Below are 13,895 nucleotides of genomic sequence, written 5' to 3' on the forward strand. Positions count from 1 at the left end.
AGGTAAAAAAAAGGGGTGTTCGTATGGAAGGAGAAAGAGATTTACCTATAGAGTTTAGTAATCATATGCACCATGCGTTGAACCAATTACAAGATAGAATTGGCGAACTCCAGCGTACGATGGATGAAAAAAATTGCTGCATCTTGAATGACTTTGAAGAAGTAAATAAACAATTTAAAAGTATTCATCATAGTGCTGCTACCTTCTATTTACAATTATATTTAGAGCCATATACAGAGGATTTAGAAATTCTTACAGCAAGTGCCCAAGTTTTATCAGAGAAACGTCATGGTGCACTAATTGCCATTAAACGTAATGATGAATTAGAAACACGTGTTCATTCAGGAATTCCTTTGCATGCAAAATTATCTCCGTCTCTATTAGAAGCAATATTCTATCCGGGTAATCCTTTGCACGATGGTGGGGTACTAATTGAGGAGAACGCAATTGTTTCAGCCGGAAATATTTTCCCTTCTTCTCTTCATTACAATGGGAAGGAAAAATTGGGGACAAGACACCGAGCAGCCATTGGTTTAAGTGAGATAACTGATGCATTAGTTATGGTCGTTTCCGAGGAAACAGGCAGAATATCGTTCGCCTTGGGGGGCGTTTTATATCCTATACAGCCTGGCGGAATAACAGGCTAGGATAGTGCTATCTTAAACTAGAGGAATAAAAAAATTGCCAAAAAAGGGACTTAAATGTATCCCCTTTTGGCTATGAACTAATACTTGTCTTTTTTCCTTTAAGCTATAGGATATTCTTCAAAGTTTCTTGCAGTGTCCCTCTTGTTTCTGCATTTTGTTCGAAATGAATGCCAGCATGCACCATTTTTTTCACTAATTCTGGCCTTAATCCAGTCAGAATTGCTTTGCAACCCATCATTGAAATTCCTGCTAATATTTTTTCGAAGTAATCTATTACATCCATTTCCATTATGGCAATACCAGAAAGGTCTATAACTAATATTTGGATTTTGGATTCTCCTATATCATTTAGAACCTTTTCCTCAATTATTTTAATTCTGTATGAATCAATAAAACCGATTAACGGTAAAACAGAAATAGATTGTTTAATTGGAATAATTGGGACAGATAAATGTTCCACTACTTCTCTTTGTTTATGTAGCATTTCATCCTTGTAATGAGAATAGCTAAGAAAAAAGGTATTTAAAAATTGATCTATTTTTTCATTAAATAATTTTTCCATCCCGTAATAATCATCACGATTTTTCAATATATCTTTTTCCTCATCTATTATCCTTATAAAGTGCCATAACGTTCTTCTTATGGCTTGCACCCATTCAAGCTTTAATTCAAGTGTTAAAGAGTGTTTTGCCCATGCAATTCCTTCAACTTTCGCAAAAGAGATTAAGTCTGCTTCTTGCTGATCTACTGTATAAAAAATTAATTTTTTGGCATTTTTTAATAAATCAATGTTTCCTTTTTTTAATATTTCTGTAATCTTTGTTGATACATTTATTGCTTCTGTAAGAAGTTTTTGATTGAATGTAATTTCATTTTCATTAATGAAAGTTTTTAATTCTTCCTTTATGTAAGCTATTGTATTCATACAACTACTCCCCTGGATTAATTTAAGGTAGTAAAGCACTAATTTACACTAAAAATAATAACAAGAAGTGTATACCCTATTGTTAAGGTGATTAAACATATATTTTATTTTAAAAGTATTCGGAGAATATCGATAAAATTTCTTGCTGAAATGATAAAGGACATTACTAGAATCAAATGATAATAGATGGTAGTTTGTATCAAGTAACATATTACTCATCAATGAAAAAAATAAAGTATTTAAAGATGGTGCCTTAGGAACATTATTCAGACATAATTGATTTTTCTTATTATTTTCTCTTGTGTGTGATTTCCATTAAAGATATAATAAAACTAACTTATAAAAGAAAAGAGGTGGGAAGGATGTTAAGTTCAACTGTTTTAGTGCAAGGTTATATGATGGAAAGTCTATATATTAACCGTGCAAAATTTGCGATGGTAGTTGTTAACGGGATAAGTATGCCCTTTTTTAAACAACTAAATAGCAAACTAAAACAGTGAAAACATCTCTTACCCACATCTCTATTTGGACGGTTAAAGGAGTGCATTTTCATGCACTCCTTTATTAAATGGCTTTACCAAAGCAGAATGGAATGTCATTTATTAATAGAAAGGAGCCAGTATGCAACTATATATGGCTCTTTCTAAAAGTATATTTAGAGGTATTTATATTTAAGGAAAAAGTGTACCTATCTTTTTCCTTAAATAAAGCCATGGAGACCTTTGTTTTCCATGGCTTTTTTGCGTTGCTAAAAGTGGACTAAACCGTCCATGAAAGAGTCAGGGAAAAGAGATAATCATAAAAAAAGGAGCGAGCAGAATTATGATTATTTGCAGTGTCAATCATATAGCGAAGATGTACGGAGGAAATACATTATTTGAAGACATATCATTAGAGTTAAAGGAAAAAGAAAGAGTTGGTCTAGTTGGTAGAAATGGGAGTGGGAAGACCACTTTATTTCGACTACTTGCAGGGCAGGAAACACCTGATGCTGGACAAATCCATTGGAAAAAAGGATTAAAGATTGGATATTTAGAACAAATTCCGGAATATGAACAATCTATGAAGGTGAAGGAAGTATTAAAAAAGGCATTTTCTGACCTTGAAACAATAGAAGGGAAGATAAAACAGATGGAACAGGAAATGGCGCAGGATATCAATCCAGAGCAGCTATTGCTATTAATGGAGGAGTATGGGAAATTGCAGGAGTATTTTACGAATGCTGGTGGATATGAAATGGAAGCAAAAATAGAGAAAATGGTTAATGGGCTAAAAATCGAGCAGTTGGTCATGAAAGAATATGGAGCTTTAAGTGGAGGTGAAAAAACAAAGGTTGGTTTAGCGATGCTACTCCTCCAAGAACCTGATTTTCTTTTATTGGATGAACCGACGAACCATTTGGATTTAATGGCAGTCGAGTGGCTTGGGAAATTTCTTCAGGATTATAATGGTACTATTTTAGTGGTTTCCCATGATCGCTACTTTTTAGATGAAGTGATTCAAAAGGTGGTAGATTTAGAAGATGGGGAAGTAACAACCTACTATACTAATTTTACAAATTTTACAAAGGAAAAAGAAGAAAGGCTTTTAAGAGAGTTTCAGTCATATGAGGAACAGCAAAAGAAAATCAAGAAAATGAGAGAAGCAATCAAACGACTTCGTGAATGGGCGAATCGGGCGAATCCGCCTAATGAAGGATTGCATAAGCGAGCGAGAAATATGGAAAGGGCTATCGAAAGAATGGAAAAACTAGCTCGCCCCATTATAAATAGAAAGAAAATGAATTTTGACATGGAAGCAAGTGACCGAAGTGGGAAGGATGTTATTCAGCTGAAGAATGTATCAAAAAGCTTTGGCGATCAACTATTGTTTCAACAAGTTCAAATGCAAATAAGCTATAAAGACAGAGCAGCAATTATTGGAGAGAATGGATCGGGGAAATCAACTTTGTTGAAGATGATTCTTCAACAAATGGAGCCAGATATAGGAGAAGTTAAAATGGGAAGTAACGTGAAAATTGGCTATCTTTCTCAGCATGTATTAATGGAAATGGAAGGGGAAACAGTGATCGAAGCTTTTCGAAATGAAGTGCATGTGACAGAGGGGGAGGCACGGCATATTTTAGCTCAATTTCTCTTTTACGGTTATTCCGTTTTTCGAAAGGTCAGCAATTTAAGTGGAGGAGAAAGAATGAGGCTTCGCTTAGCCCAGCTTATGTATCAAGAAATCAATCTATTAATTCTAGATGAGCCAACCAATCATTTAGATATAGAGTCCCGTGAAGTATTAGAAGAGGCTTTAGAAGATTTTGATGGCACGATTCTTGCGGTTTCCCATGATCGCTATTTTCTAAATAAGCTATTTCAAAAGATTTATTGGATTCAAACAAAGGAAGTTCACTATTTTGAAGGGAACTACACGTATGCACGCGAAAAGTCGACGGAAAGACAAACGTCCAAGAATCTACAAACTAATCCAGTAAAATCAAAAAAAGAGAAGAAGGCCACAATTAAGGAAAAACAGGAGAGGGAAGCTTCTTTTAATCAAATTCAATTGGAAAAGGAAGTAGAAGGATTGGAAAAAAAGATTTCAGAAGTAGAGAAAATAATGGAAATAGAAACGGATTGGGGTAAATTGGAGCAGTTGTTTTCTAAAAAGGAGGAGCTTGAAAGACAGTGGGAGGAACTATATGGACTTATGAATAATAAGTAAAAAGGAGAAAGGCTGTCAATCATTCAGCCTTTCTCCTTTTTTATAAACTATCTGCACAACGTTTACGAATATACCCTTTATCTTTATGGTAAAGGACTAATGCGACGATTAGAATAATTGCCGATACCCATATGGCTTTATTGCCAAATTGAGTGGTTGTAAAGGTACCAAGTAATGCCCCAAATAAAAAGGAGCCGATAATAATGGAAAACTCTTTAAATTGGATCTTCGCTTCTTGACTTTGTTTTGTAAAAGCAGCATAAGCGGCTTGAGTTGCAGTTCTTAGATTCCCAGTAGTCATTGTTGAATTATATGCCCATTTATCTAACTTGTTAAATGTTGATATTTGTAAAGAAGATACAAATGAGATGCTGGTTGTAACAATGATGTTCGGAACAGATGTTGGCAAGAATCCGACTATAATTAAGACGATACATTCTAAAATAAGGATTGATCGTCTATAGCTGTATAGGATTTCCCTTAGAGATGGTATTTTGACAATTTCAGAAACTAAGACTCCTAAGACAAAGGCTATTAATGGCGGGATATAATGAAGGGATTCCACCCATTCACCTGTTGCAGCGTTTACTGCGAATAAAACGATATTCCCTGTTTGTGCATTGGCAAATACACCGTCTCTACTAATAAATGTATAAGCATCTAAAAAACCACCAACTATTCCTAATAAAGAAGCTAGGAATACGGAATTAGAGGATAAGGAAGGTATTGGTTTGATTTTATCAATCATGAATAATTACGCTCCTTGCAGGATAATTCTTTCCAGTAAAAATGTTTAGGAAAAACATTATAATCTTACCATAAGTTATTGGATGATTATTTGAACAAAAACCGAATTTTTTATTGTTGGTGTCAAAATAATAGAAAAGAATAAAAAGGGAGTAGATGGTACTTTAGAGGATATGATATCGTTAAATTTAAATCAAGGTGTACATATTTAGTTGCCTATCATTTTTAGTCAATATGTTTATAAATAAACTAACAGTTACTATTCAAAAAAACTCCTTAAATTTTAGGAGTTGGAAAGGGAGGATTAATTGATAGTTTTTTTATTTTTTCAGCGATAAATTCTATGGCTTTTTCATTTTCTAGGACTTCGAATATCGCAATTGCTTTCTGGTAGTATTCAATGCATTTTTCCATTTCCTCTGTTTGAACTTCATAGTTATACCCAATATGGTAAGTCAACTCTCCTAAAAGATACATAAGGTTTGTTTCCTTACAATAGTTAATGCCCATTTTGCACATTTTAATAGAATTTTCCTTTTCTCCTAATCTTGTTTTTACTTTCGAAAGATTATAAATAATTCTAATATAAATAGTTGGATCCTTTAATGGCCATTTTCTCTTCAATACATTCCATGCATCCATATAGTACTTATCTGCTTTTTCAAACATTTCTATTTCTGCATGAAGAGCAGCTAATGAATTTAAAATCTCAAGTTCTCTCTCTGAAAAGGAGCGGTTCTCATTACTAGAACGACTAATAGCCAATGATTGATTTAAAAAATCAACAGCATTCTGGAAATTTTGGTATACATAATAAGAGACCATTCCTTTATGCCAAAGAATAACCTGTTTTAATTCAGATTGTTTAAATACCGGATGGTGTTCTTCCTTTTTAATAAGATTTTCTACTTCCTTATAATCATGTTCTCTAACAGCTTTTCGTAATAATTGATAAAAGTGGTGAACATAGTCAGGTTTGGGAATTTTGGAGAATCGAAAGAAATGTTCCATATCTACATCAAGCTTCTTTGCTAGTTGATATAAAATAGTTGCAGAGGGATAAGTTTCTCCCTTTTCAATTTTACTAATCATCGATTGGTCACATATGCCTTTGCATAAAGATGCTTGAGTCATAGTTAGTGATTTTCTTAATCTTCTAATTTCCTGCCCTACTTTATTATCCATGTATCCATCATTCCTTCAAAAATATTCCTATCTTCATATTGTACAACGAAAATAGGATGAAATACTTAAATATTGTACTTTATTGGTGAAAATTCAGTGAATTTGTAAAATACAGTAATTTTAGATGTGTACTAAAATAAGATTAAGCAAATATACAGGGAGGAAAAGGAAAAATGAGTAGTGCGAGTACTTCTTCCACATCATATACTGGCTTTATTCGTGTGACTCCAAATAATGCATCAAAAATTGTGAATAGTTATCACACTTACGCTGGAAAAGGGACATCATTAGTTCTTCAAGCTGATACTGACCTGTATTCAGTACATGCGGAAGGCTACTGGTACTCTTAAAAATATTAAGCAATTAGCTTAAAACCTTAGATCGTTTACCTGTGACGATCTATTTTTTGATAATCTTAGAACGGAGGTTTCCCAGTGAAAAAAATAATATATTTTTTATTTTTGTGTCTATCATCTTTTATACTAACAGCTTGTTTTCCAGAGGGGGAAAAGAATAGTAATTCTTCCGAAGAAATAAAGCTTGATCAGCAGGATGGGACTACACCTGAATTTATTGAGGAGAAAATAGAAAATAACTTAGTAATTAAAGCAAGAGTAGTCGGATTTGATCATGTTAACTTAAAAAGAAGTTCTATTTCATTGAAAGTATTTGACGAGGAAAAAGTAAAGGATATATTTTTAGTAGATAATACAATAATAGAGACAAACGAAGTACAGAATGGTTTCTTTCCTGAGTATACAGATAAGTACTTTGAACTTTCAGATGATACTTCTCTAAGTTTGGAAATGGGCTCAGTTACTTATAGAACTCCATTTTATATGAATCGTGAGTACGATAGTGTTATCTCAAATGCTACGTATTTTGTTCGTGATGATTTAGAAAGTGTATTTAAAGCTAATTCACTTGAGCATATATCAAAAGAGGATGCGATTAATCAAGTAAAAGAGACTGCGGAAGAATTGGGAATTGATGATTTAGGTATGCCACAGGTTATTTCTCTTGATTTAAAAACATTAGAGCAGGAATGGGAAGACTATGAAATGAAAGATGGAAGTCATCCTCGCCAATGGGAGAAAGACGATGAGGCGTATGCTGTCATATTTCCAATCAGCTATGACAAGATAAATATAACGAATAAGGGTTATTTTTCGCTGAATAGCAGTAGTGGTATTCCTGTTATTGGAAGTCGTATACTAGGTATTGTAAACAAGGGTGGCTTAATTTATATGACAGCAAATGGAATATATGATATTGGTGAAACCGTTAAGGAAAAGATAAAGCCAATATCTATTGAAAAAGCAATTACTAAATTACAAGATAAATATAAAGATACTTTACTAACCGATTTGGTGACTATTTCGAAAATTGCCTTAGAATATGTGCCAGTAATAGCTGAAAATAAAGGAATAGAATATGAGCTTGTTCCTTGTTGGGTGTTTACAGCAAATCAAGAAATAACGGTAACAGATAGTAAGGGGACATCTCAGAGTTCATCTGAATTCTCTATCATTTTTAATGCAGAGACTGGTGAAGAAATCCTTATAGGGGGAGAATACTGATGATGAAGAGAAGAGCTTTATCAATGTCTTTCATGCAAGTATATACCTCGAAAGTTTTTTATCTTGCTATTATTGGAGTTACTGTACTATGTTTTATTAGTGTATGGGATTCTTTAAAAATGCCAGGGGTTTCGGTTAGTTATTTGATCGAGATATTTATTGGGCTGGCCATGTTTAAAAAAATAGTCGTTCTATTTGCGGCCATTCCTTTTGTTTCAAGTTTTTGTTCAGATTGGAAATGCCAGTACATTAAGCCAGTTATTATTCGTTCTGGAATAAATATATATATAAGGGCTAAAATCATTACTTGCTTTGTTACGGGGTTAATGACAGTATTTTTAGGTTTATTATTATTCATTTTAGTATTATCTTTCAGAATGCCGATTTTTCCTGTGGGTAATTACGAGAATATGATCAATCTTCCTCTTGCCCCCCTAGCAACTAGTTTTTTCCCGATTAGTTATATAGTTGCAAGATGCTTTGTGTTTAGTCTATCAGCAGCTTTATGGAGTGTTGTTGGTTTAACTGTATCTGCATTTATTCCCATTCACTTTGTAGCGATTGCCTCGACCGTTATTGCAAGTTATTTTTTGGAGCAAATAACGTATTTTTATCTACCAGATTGGTTAAATCTTTACAAATTGACAGGAAGTGAAGATGTCATTCATCAAGGTCCTTACATAAGTTTATTCTATTTTATATTTGTATTTGTATCATTTTCAGCATTGGCAGGATTGTTGTTTCAATATCAAGTAAAGAGGCGAATAAATAATGAAGTTGTTTAATGTAGCAAGCTATGTTTGTTTGCAAAACTTTCGTAAATGGCAAGTAGATTATCGAGTATGGATTATTGCCATTTTACTTTTTATGTTTACTCAAATATTCACAAAAGAAATTATTGAATTTTCTAAAGCAATCAATATAGAGGTCACTCCATGGATTTTTCCATTTTTATTTACACAAAAATTTGTTAAGCTATTATTTTTCTTTCCATTGATCTTGCTTTTTTGTGATGCACCATTTATTGATGATAACCAAGCATATGTAATCGCACGGAGTGGTCGGATTCCATGGAGTATTGGACAAATTGCGTATATTATAATTGCCTCTTCTATATACTTTCTATTTCTCCTGTTCTTAACTATTATTATTAATATCTCTCATATACAATTTACAAGCAGTTGGGGAAAAGTACTCGGAACGCTTGCTAATACGAATGCTTCTTCGGTAATAGGCCTCAAAACATTTGTGTCGAGAAATATTTTATATTATTTCACTCCTCTACAAGCAATGTGGTTTACATTTTTTCTGTCTTGGTTAGTAGGTATTGTTTTGGGATTAGTAATCTATGTCATTAATTCAATATCAAATACGAGAATATGGGGGGTATTAACAGCATCTTTTTTACTTGTACTCGATGCTACAGTAACTGGTTTTCCCTCCATCTATCGATTTTCACCTGTTTCATGGAGCAATTTAGATAGAATCGACATTAATGGGACAACCCAGATGCCATCTATTTCGTATATTTATATTGGTCTAGCTATTCTTATAATTGGGATGATTATTTTAGGCATAATAGCTAACCGAAAACAATCTATCCATGTATTACCACCTATTTAAAAGAGAGGAGTAAACAAATGCAACAAGTAGCAATAGAGATAAATAATATAAGTAAAAAATTTGGCGAAACAACGGTTTTAGATGGAGTTACTTTATCATTAGAAAAAAATAAAATTCATGGATTAATAGGAAGAAATGGATCAGGGAAGACAATGCTCTTAAAGTGTATTTGTGGGTTTGTTATTCCAACGACTGGTACCATTAAAGTAAGTGATCAACAAATAGGAAAAGATTGTGATGTACCAGATAATGTAGGCATCATTATTGAAGCTCCAGGATTTCTTCCTAATTATGATGGATATACTAATTTAAAGTTTTTAGCAGCAATAAAAAGAAAAATCACGAAAGAACAAATTCTGGCTACCATTGATAAAGTTGGCCTTGATTCCAAAAGCAAGAAAAAGGTAGGGAAATATTCATTAGGGATGAGACAAAGGTTAGGATTAGCGCAAGCACTTATGGAAGAACCTGGTATTCTTATTTTAGACGAACCAATGAATGGATTAGATAATCAAGGAGTTGCAGATATTCGTAAACTTCTTTTAGAGTTAAAAAAAGAAGGGAAAACAATCATCCTTGCTAGTCATGGAAAAGAAGATATCGAAATCCTTTGTGATACAGTTCATGAAATGGATCATGGAAAGGTTATTAACTCCATAATAAAATAATAATTCATAGAGGAGGGACATTAGTTGCCATCCTCTATTTTTACGTATTACCCCCCTTATTATTTTCTTCTCATAAATTAATCTCCTCGTATAGTAAGTTTATAGTCCTCTTTCGAGGTAATTTCCAATTAAAATATTGTTCTTTGATAATTCTATAGATGTTAGTTCAGATAGTGGGGGGCTAGCCCCCCACTATCTGAAAAAGTTTTCCAAAGGGTGGACTTTTCGTGATGTCCCTAGATAATGGTCTTAGGATCATTTGGGGGATTTCTATCATCTCCTGTAGCTTTGACTACTACAAAAGTCTGTCTCCCCAGTCCTTGTTCGAACTTCTAACCCGCAGGCTGTTCCCTTTGGCAGCCCATGCTGGAAGTTGCAGCTTCCAGGCAGCTCATGGACCAAAGTGAGTTCTAATACGCGAGGGTGATTGACCGACAAGTACACTGGGGATATCCCGAAGAGTCCTTCCCTTGATCCTAGATTGAAAGGAGGTTAGCCACCATGAAATTATTTGTTGGAATAGACGTTAGCTCTCAAGATATGAAAGCTTGTGTCATGAATTTTGAAGGAGAAGCATTAACTGCTCTCACTGTTGACAACAATTTGACTGGGGCATCTTATCTGAAAGATCAGATTGTCAAGATAGCCCAAAGTAACTCAATTTCCGAGATTCAAATCGGGATGGAGGCCACTTCAGTCTATAGTTGGCATCCTGCTATGTTTTTTCACGAGGATGAATCTCTTAAAGAATTTAAAACAACAGTCTTTACTATTAATCCAAAACTAATTAAAAAATTTAAAGAGTCATATGTTGACCTGGATAAAACAGACCAAGTCGATGCTTGGATTATTGCAGATCGCTTACGGTTTGGACGTCTTCCACTAACGGCGGTGATGCAGGAACAATTTATTGCTCTTCAAAGGTTGACAAGAATGAGATATCATCTCGTTCACAACCTAACGCGAGAAAAGCAATATTTTCTGCAACACTTATTTTATAAGTGTAGTTCCTTTACGACTGAAGTGGATAGTTCGGTTTTTGGAAATGCCATGTTAGAGCTATTTCTTGAACAATATAGCTTAGATGAAATTAGCTCAATGGATCTTCAAGAACTTGCGAATTATCTTCAAGATAAGGGCAAAAATCGCTTTACTGACGCCGAGTGTGTGGCGAAATCCATTCAAAAGGCTGCGAGATCTTCCTACCGATTATCAAAGTGTGTGGAAGATTCTATCGACCTATTATTAGGGACTTCAATAGAGTCCATCCGTAGTATAACTAAACAGATTAAAGAACTTGACAAAGCCATCCAAAAGCTTCTAGAAGGTATCCCTAATACCTTACAGACGATTCCAGGAATAGGCCCAGTCTATACCGCTGGTATTTTAGCCGAAATTGGACAAATTGATCGCTTTGATAACCAAGCTTCCATTGCCAAATATAGTGGACTTACATGGTCCAAGAATCAATCAGGAAAGTTCCAAGCTGAGGAAACCAAAATGATACGTTCAGGAAATAGATTTCTTCGTTATTACCTTGTTGAAGCTGCCAACTCGGTTCAACGAAATGAACCTGAATTTCGGGCATACTACCTGAAAAAATATCGTGAGGTTCCTAAGCATCAACACAAAAGAGCACTCGTCTTAACGGCAAGAAAACTTGTGCGGTTGGTCGATGCGCTGCTACGCAACGATCAAGTCTACACGCCAAGAAGGAAGGTGAATAACTAAAGGATAAAACATCCTAAATCCTTCAATATTTTCCAGTAAATGGTTTAATATCTTACTGGGTTTCTTAAGTATTGTCTTTTTTAGGTATTGGTTGGCTTACAATTTCCAATTCCTTAGATTTTGGTACTTGACATATTACCGCAGGACTATTGAATGATAGAAATAAAAATGTCAACTAATCTTTTGAAATCAGAATGTAAATTTTTCGTAAATAAATATTAATTTCGTGTAAATAATATTCTGGAATAGTGTAAATTCTTGTCGGATGTTGTTATGATAACTTGGTATATGTCTTAAAAGAATTAGGTTTTAGGGGGACAAACTTTTGGAAATTAATTATCAAGAAATGATCTTCCAGTTTCTTGGAGGATTAGGGGTATTTCTTTTTGGTATTAAATATATGGGAGATGGTTTGCAGAATGCTGCAGGAGACCGTCTTCAGGAAATCTTGGATCGGTTTACGACAAATCCATTTATGGGCGTATTAGCCGGAATTTTTGTAACAGTGTTAATCCAATCCAGTTCAGGAACTACTGCCATAACAGTAGGGTTAGTAAGTGCTGGATTTATGACCTTGCGCCAAGCGATTGGCGTTATTATGGGGGCAAATATAGGAACAACGGTTACTGCCTTTATCATTGGGATTGATATTGGAGCATATGCTTTACCGATTATTGCAGCTGGTGCTGTCCTATTATTCTTCTTTAAAAATCCAAAAATCACTTCATTCGGTCAAGTTGTATTTGGATTTGGAGCATTGTTTTATGGACTAGAACTAATGAGTTCTGGTATGAAGCCGCTACGTTCATTAGAAGCTTTTCATGAGTTAACTGTTAATATGAGTAATAATCCGATTCTTGGAGTTGTAGTCGGAACAGTCTTGACATTAATCGTTCAAAGTTCAAGTGCTACAATTGGAATTTTACAAGAGTTATTTGCTACAGATGCTATTTCTTTGAAGGCTTCTTTGCCAGTTTTATTTGGTGACAATATAGGAACAACGATTACTGCGATTCTAGCTTCCATTGGTGCGTCGATAGCTGCAAGAAGAGCGGCAATGGTTCACGTACTCTTTAACATTATTGGAACAGTGATTTTTGTAATTATTTTAGCGCCATTTACTCATTTTATTACGTATTTGCAAGGAGTTTTAGGTTTAAATGAACCGATGACCATTGCATTTGCACATGGGATATTCAATGTATCGAATACAATTATTCAATTCCCGTTCATCTTTGCCTTGGCATGGATTGTGACAAAGTTAATTCCAGGAGAAGATGGAGGTATTATTACAAAACCGCAGCATTTAAACACAACCTTTATTGAACATTCTCCTTCTATCGCTTTAGGGCAAGCAAAGGAAGAATTAGAACGAATGAAGGATTTCTCTATTAAAGGCTTAGAAGAAGCATTCAAGTATTTACAAACAGGAGAAAAGAAGTATAAAGAAAAAGCGTTGCAATACGAGCAAGGGATTAATAATTTAGATAAGGAAATTACAAGCTATTTAGTCGAGCTTTCATCCAAAGCCTTAACACCACATGAAAGTGAAGAGTTTTCTATTTTGGTTGACTCAATCAGAGATATTGAAAGAATTGGGGATCATATGGAAAACATCGTCGAACTTGTGGATTATAAAATCAATAAAAAAGTAGAATTTTCAATAGATGCGAAAAATGAATTAGAAAATATGTATCGCTTTACAGTGGAAACATTAAAAACTTCCTATAATAGCTTTTTTGCAAAAGATGTGGAGCTTGCTAAAAAAGCTATTACAAACGAAGAAGAAATTGATAAAATGGAAAAACAATATCGTAAAAAGCATATAAGCCGTTTAAATGAACGAAAATGTAGTGGCGATGCCGGCATTGTTTTTGTCGATATTATCAGTAATCTAGAACGAGTAGGCGATCATGCTGCCAATATTGCAGAGGCGATAGCAATCGTTAAATAAGAAAGTTTATGACCACATGGGTGAATTCTCATGTGGTCTATTTTTTCGAAAAAAGCTATAGGTTAAGTTAAATTGAAAATTAACAAAAATAGGTAAAACTTCATAGGTGAATTTATTGAGAAA

At 34.1% G+C, this 13,895-nt stretch carries 13 protein-coding genes; 10 read left to right on the forward strand and 3 right to left on the reverse strand.

Annotated elements, in window-relative coordinates; genetic code table 11:
- The first annotated feature begins 23 nt into the window (after positions 1-23).
- The gene (cdaS, locus tag ACWNMZ_RS08875; protein WP_235248302.1) at positions 24-647 is read left to right on the forward strand and encodes a sporulation-specific diadenylate cyclase CdaS; all 624 of its coding nucleotides are present in this window, start codon (positions 24-26) and stop codon (positions 645-647) included.
- A 103-nt stretch (positions 648-750) separates the two neighbouring features.
- Here the strand turns inward: cdaS and ACWNMZ_RS08880 are convergent, their stop codons facing one another.
- Entirely contained in the window at positions 751-1,572 is an 822-nt protein-coding gene (locus ACWNMZ_RS08880; protein ID WP_235248300.1) for an STAS domain-containing protein, read from the reverse strand.
- A gap of 362 nt (positions 1,573-1,934) precedes the next feature.
- On the opposite strand from ACWNMZ_RS08880, the gene ACWNMZ_RS08885 reads away from it, so the two are divergent.
- Positions 1,935-2,072 (forward strand): RAxF-45 family protein, encoded by a 138-nt coding sequence (locus ACWNMZ_RS08885; protein ID WP_192840959.1) that lies wholly within the window; start codon positions 1,935-1,937, stop codon positions 2,070-2,072.
- A gap of 322 nt (positions 2,073-2,394) precedes the next feature.
- On the forward strand, positions 2,395-4,284 hold the full coding sequence (abc-f, locus tag ACWNMZ_RS08890; protein WP_235248291.1) for a ribosomal protection-like ABC-F family protein: 1,890 nt from the start codon (positions 2,395-2,397) through the stop codon (positions 4,282-4,284).
- Between the two features lie 40 nt (positions 4,285-4,324).
- Here abc-f and ACWNMZ_RS08895 read toward each other — a convergent pair whose 3' ends face one another.
- Positions 4,325-5,032 carry a YoaK family protein gene (locus ACWNMZ_RS08895; protein ID WP_031538907.1) on the reverse strand — a complete coding sequence of 236 codons (708 nt, stop codon included), beginning with the start codon at positions 5,030-5,032 and terminating at the stop codon, positions 4,325-4,327.
- 275 nt (positions 5,033-5,307) lie between these two features.
- The gene (locus ACWNMZ_RS08900; RefSeq protein WP_235248283.1) at positions 5,308-6,216 is read right to left on the reverse strand and encodes a helix-turn-helix domain-containing protein; all 909 of its coding nucleotides are present in this window, start codon (positions 6,214-6,216) and stop codon (positions 5,308-5,310) included.
- A gap of 173 nt (positions 6,217-6,389) precedes the next feature.
- Here ACWNMZ_RS08900 and ACWNMZ_RS08905 point away from each other — a divergent pair, with 173 nt between their 5' ends.
- The 7 genes from ACWNMZ_RS08905 to ACWNMZ_RS08935 all read left to right on the forward strand — a co-directional run bounded on the left by ACWNMZ_RS08905 (position 6,390) and on the right by ACWNMZ_RS08935 (position 13,772).
- Positions 6,390-6,566: a hypothetical protein gene (locus ACWNMZ_RS08905; protein WP_235248276.1), complete on the forward strand. Its 177-nt coding sequence runs from the start codon at positions 6,390-6,392 to the stop codon at positions 6,564-6,566.
- Between the two features lie 84 nt (positions 6,567-6,650).
- A complete protein-coding gene (locus ACWNMZ_RS08910; RefSeq protein ID WP_235248274.1) occupies positions 6,651-7,796 on the forward strand; it encodes a DUF6034 family protein in 1,146 nt (381 codons plus the stop codon).
- A complete protein-coding gene (locus ACWNMZ_RS08915) occupies positions 7,796-8,581 on the forward strand; it encodes a hypothetical protein (RefSeq protein WP_235248272.1) in 786 nt (261 codons plus the stop codon). Before ACWNMZ_RS08910 ends, ACWNMZ_RS08915 begins: the two co-directional genes overlap by 1 nt.
- Positions 8,568-9,419 (forward strand): hypothetical protein, encoded by an 852-nt coding sequence (locus ACWNMZ_RS08920; protein WP_441130843.1) that lies wholly within the window; start codon positions 8,568-8,570, stop codon positions 9,417-9,419. Before ACWNMZ_RS08915 ends, ACWNMZ_RS08920 begins: the two co-directional genes overlap by 14 nt.
- Before the next feature lie 17 nt (positions 9,420-9,436).
- Positions 9,437-10,087, forward strand: a complete 651-nt coding sequence (locus ACWNMZ_RS08925; protein ID WP_235248262.1) for an ABC transporter ATP-binding protein — start codon at positions 9,437-9,439, stop codon at positions 10,085-10,087.
- Between the two features lie 501 nt (positions 10,088-10,588).
- Positions 10,589-11,818 (forward strand): IS110 family RNA-guided transposase, encoded by a 1,230-nt coding sequence (locus tag ACWNMZ_RS08930; protein ID WP_031540352.1) that lies wholly within the window; start codon positions 10,589-10,591, stop codon positions 11,816-11,818.
- A 325-nt stretch (positions 11,819-12,143) separates the two neighbouring features.
- Positions 12,144-13,772: a Na/Pi cotransporter family protein gene (locus tag ACWNMZ_RS08935; RefSeq protein WP_235248244.1), complete on the forward strand. Its 1,629-nt coding sequence runs from the start codon at positions 12,144-12,146 to the stop codon at positions 13,770-13,772.
- The last annotated feature ends 123 nt before the right edge of the window (positions 13,773-13,895 follow it).

This window comes from Niallia sp. Marseille-Q9988 (assembly GCF_976954375.1).